Source organism: Streptomyces sichuanensis, assembly GCF_020328095.1.
Taxonomy (GTDB): Bacteria; Actinomycetota; Actinomycetes; order Streptomycetales; family Streptomycetaceae; genus Streptomyces; species Streptomyces cinnamoneus.
The window spans coordinates 1-3,653 of sequence record NZ_JAIXMK010000033.1; the positions used below are offsets into that span (position 1 = coordinate 1).

The window sequence follows — 3,653 nt, forward strand, 5'->3', positions numbered from 1 at the left end:
GCCGCGATGCGCGTGACCACCGACGCCGTCCAGCTGATGGGCGGGTACGGCTACACCGCCGACTTCCCCGCCGAGCGCTACATGCGCGAGGCCAAGGTCCTGCAGATCGTCGAGGGCACCAACCAGATCCAGCGGATGGTCATCGCCCGCCACGTGGCAGGGCCCGAGTCCGCCGCCTGAGCCCGTGTTGCGAGTCGCACCGGCGCCGCCGGTGCGACTCCTTCCCGGGCGTCCCCTTCACCCCTTCCGCTCCTGCAGCGTCTTCGGTGCTGCTCCGGCACGTCCGTTCAGGACGAATGCCGCATCTCCGGCACGCGCAGCGGGCGCGAGCCGGGACCGCCGATGTGCGAGAACGGCTGCGTCCGCCAGTCCAGCGACTCCGGCAGCGTGAGCAGCAGCGCCGCGTCCAGGTCCTGCGCGGCCAGCGAATCGTCGGCCGGGGCGGCGTCCTCGATGCCGCGCCCCGAGCCCGGGCAGACGGTGAGCCCGAACGGATTCCACGGGGACGGGCAGAGCGCGTGCTCCGGCAGGACGTCCTCGTCCGCGAGCAGCCCGATCGGCCGCGCGCAGTCCGGGCAGGTGACCCGGAACATCTCGTAGGTCTCGGTGTCGTACGGGCTGCCGTCGCCGTCGTGGTCCAGGCGTTCCAGGCTGGGCATAGTGTTTTTCCCCCTCGGATGGGCCGGCCAGGCAATCTCGGCCTCGGCCACAGCAAGCACTTCCCTCGCGGGCAGCCGGGTAATCGCCACCCCCGGGAGGACACGGGTGCATACCTGTGGCGTTTGTCACATACGTTGTGCGCCTGCGGCGCCGTCGGCTGTTCCGGACGCACCGGGACGCAGTAGGTTGACCCATGTGGAGGAGCTGGACAGAGAAATCGTGGAACTGCTCGTCAAGGACGGGCGGATGAGCTACACCGACCTGGGCAAGGCCACCGGCCTGTCCACCTCGGCGGTGCACCAGCGCGTGCGCCGGCTCGAACAGCGGGGCGTCATCCGCGGTTACGCGGCGGTCGTCGACCCCGAGGCCGTCGGGCTGCCCCTGACCGCGTTCATCTCGGTCAAGCCCTTCGACCCCAGCGCCCCCGACGACATCGCCGACCGGCTCGCCGAGATCCCCGAGATCGAGGCGTGCCACAGCGTCGCCGGCGACGAGAACTACATCCTCAAGGTGCGCGTGGCCACACCCCTGGAGCTGGAGCACCTGCTCGCCCGCATCCGCTCGCTCGCCGGCGTGTCCACCCGCACCACGATCGTCCTGTCGACCCCCTACGAGGCCCGCCCGCCCCGCGTCGGCTGACCCGCCGCCGGGGCCCCGGTTCGGCGCGCTCCCCGCGAGGGGCCAGACTGGCTCCCATGAGCGAGCGCACCGCCTTCGAGGACCAGCCACCCCGCACCGTCCTGCTGCGAAACGGCACCGTACACAGCCCCGCCGACCCCTTCGCCACCGCCATGGTGGTCGAGGACGGCAGCGTCGCCTGGATCGGCTCCGAGGGCGCGGCGGACTCCTTCGCCGACGGCGTTGAGGCCGTCGTCAACCTCGAAGGCGCGCTCGTCACCCCGGCGTTCACCGACGCGCACGTGCACACCACCGCGACCGGCCTGGCGCTCACCGGGCTCGACCTCACCGGCGTGCCCACGCTCGCCGAGGCCCTCGGCCGCATCCGGGCCCACGCCGCGGCCCGGCCCGCCGACCGCGTCCTGCTCGGCCACGGCTGGGACGCCAGCGCCTGGCCCGAACTGCGCGCCCCCTCCCGGCGCGAGCTCGACGAGGCCACCGGCGGCAGGCCGCTCTACCTCACCCGCGCCGACGTCCACTCGGCCGTCGTCACCACCGCCCTGCTCGACCTCGTCCCCCGCGCGCGCGAGCTGAGCGGGTACTCCGCCGACGCGCCGCTGACCGGGGTCGCCCACCACGCCGTGCGCGCCGCCGCGTACGACAGCGTCACCCCCGCGCAGCGCCGGGCGGCGCAGCGCGCCGCGCTCGCCCGCGCGGCCTCGCTCGGCATCGGTTCCGTCCACGAGTGCGCCGGGCCCGAGATCTCCAGCGCCGACGACTTCACCGGCCTGCTGGACCTGGCGGCGGCCGGGCCCGGCCCGCGGGTGACCGGCTACTGGGCCGAGGCGGTCACCTCCGTGGAGGGCGCCGGGCGCGTCCGGGAGCTCGGGGCGGCCGGCGCGGCCGGAGACCTGTTCGTGGACGGTTCGCTCGGCTCCCACACCGCCTGCCTGCACGAGCCCTACGCCGACGCGCCGGAGCAGCGCGGCGTCGCCCACCTCGACGCCGGTGCCATCGCCGCCCACGTCATCGCCTGCACCGAGGCGGGCCTGCAGGCCGGCTTCCACGCCATCGGCGACGCCGCCCTCTCGGCGGTCGTCGAGGGCGTGCGCACGGCCGCGGACAAGCTGGGCCTGGCGCGCGTGCGCGCCGCCCGGCACCGCGTCGAGCACGCCGAGATGCTCAGCCCCGAACTCATCGCCGCCTTCGCCGAACTCGCCCTCACCGCCTCCGTGCAGCCGGCCTTCGACGCCACCTGGGGCGGTGACGAGGCCCTGTACGCCCGGCGCCTGGGCACCGAGCGGGCCCGTACCCTCAACCCGTACGCGTCCATGCTGCGGGCCGGCATCCCGCTGGCCCTCGGCTCCGACAGCCCCGTCACGCCCCTCGACCCGTGGGGCACGGTCCGGGCGGCCGCCTTCCACCGCACGCCCGCGCACCGCATCTCGGTCAGGGCCGCCTTCACCGCGCACACGCGCGGCGGCTGGCGGGCCATCGGCCGCGACGACGCGGGCATCCTGGTGCCGGGCGCGCCCGCCGACTACGCGGTGTGGGAGGGCGGGGACCTCGTGGTGCAGGTGCCCGACACCCGCGTCGCCAACTGGTCCACCGACCCGCGCTCGGGCACCCCCGGCCTGCCCGACCTCACCCCCGGCGCACCGCTGCCGGTCTGCCTGCGGACGGTGGTGGCCGGGCGCACGGTGTACGCGGGCCCGAACGAGTGACGCCGTAGAGCCGCGTACCGCCGAACGACGTCCCCTCCGCCCGCCGCCGTGCCGTCCCATCTACCGTACTGACCTGCTGATTTGAACGACACACGCAGGTCACGAAGGTGTTGACACGGTGCGGGCGGCGGCCGGTAGGTTCTCCGCTGTCCACCACAGGACGTCCGACCGGCGAACCTCCACGCAGCCGTCGAGCGCAGCTGGGCCACGGGGCGGGGTGCCGAGCAGGTGCACCGCCACTGGGAGCCAGGTCCAGCGCACGGGGTGAGGGAGGGTTCGGCCGGGCCGGCAGGTGCGACCCGGGTGGGGCCCGGACGTTCAGTAGACAACGGCTCTCGGTCGACCCGCAGCCAGCGGATCCCAGGCCGGCCCGAAGGACGCCGGGCCCCCCTTCCGCGGCCCCGCACGGCCCCGGGCCTTCCGGGGCGGCCTCCCGGATCTTCCCGGGGCCACCCGCCGGGCCGGGACGCCCCCGGAGCGAGGTACGGTCAGCAGGCACCCCGAAAGCTCCAGGAAGGCGCGACCGTGCCCTCGGGTCCCGAGACCACCCCAGAAGCCGCCGTGAGCCCGCAGGCGGCCGCCGGCGGGCCCCCCGGCTCCGGCGCGCCCCCGCGGCCCGGCCGGACCGCGCGGCTGGCCCGCCTCGCCCGC

At 75.3% G+C, this 3,653-nt stretch carries 4 protein-coding genes; 3 read left to right on the forward strand and 1 reads right to left on the reverse strand.

Annotated features, from left to right (window positions below; all coding sequences use genetic code 11):
• A partial coding sequence (locus LE181_RS13560) for an acyl-CoA dehydrogenase family protein (protein ID WP_263868879.1) occupies positions 1–180 on the forward strand: 180 nt, incomplete at its 5' end.
• A 107-nt stretch (positions 181–287) separates the two neighbouring features.
• Here the strand turns inward: LE181_RS13560 and LE181_RS13565 are convergent.
• On the reverse strand, positions 288–659 hold the full coding sequence (locus LE181_RS13565) for a hypothetical protein (protein WP_225661510.1): 372 nt from the start codon (positions 657–659) through the stop codon (positions 288–290).
• Between the two features lie 196 nt (positions 660–855).
• Between LE181_RS13565 and LE181_RS13570 the strand changes: the two genes are divergently transcribed.
• Together LE181_RS13570 and LE181_RS13575 are read left to right on the forward strand one after the other, a co-directional pair.
• On the forward strand, positions 856–1,299 hold the full coding sequence (locus tag LE181_RS13570; RefSeq protein WP_030365423.1) for an Lrp/AsnC family transcriptional regulator: 444 nt from the start codon (positions 856–858) through the stop codon (positions 1,297–1,299).
• 56 nt (positions 1,300–1,355) lie between these two features.
• Entirely contained in the window at positions 1,356–3,002 is a 1,647-nt protein-coding gene (locus LE181_RS13575; RefSeq protein ID WP_225661511.1) for an amidohydrolase, read from the forward strand.
• The last annotated feature ends 651 nt before the right edge of the window (positions 3,003–3,653 follow it).

Coding starts and splice junctions, on each gene's coding strand:
- LE181_RS13575 (WP_225661511.1), top strand. CDS start 1,356: ATGAGCGAGCGCACCGCCTTCGAGGACCAGCCACCCCGCACCGTCCTG.
- LE181_RS13565 (WP_225661510.1), bottom strand. CDS start 659: ATGCCCAGCCTGGAACGCCTGGACCACGACGGCGACGGCAGCCCGTAC.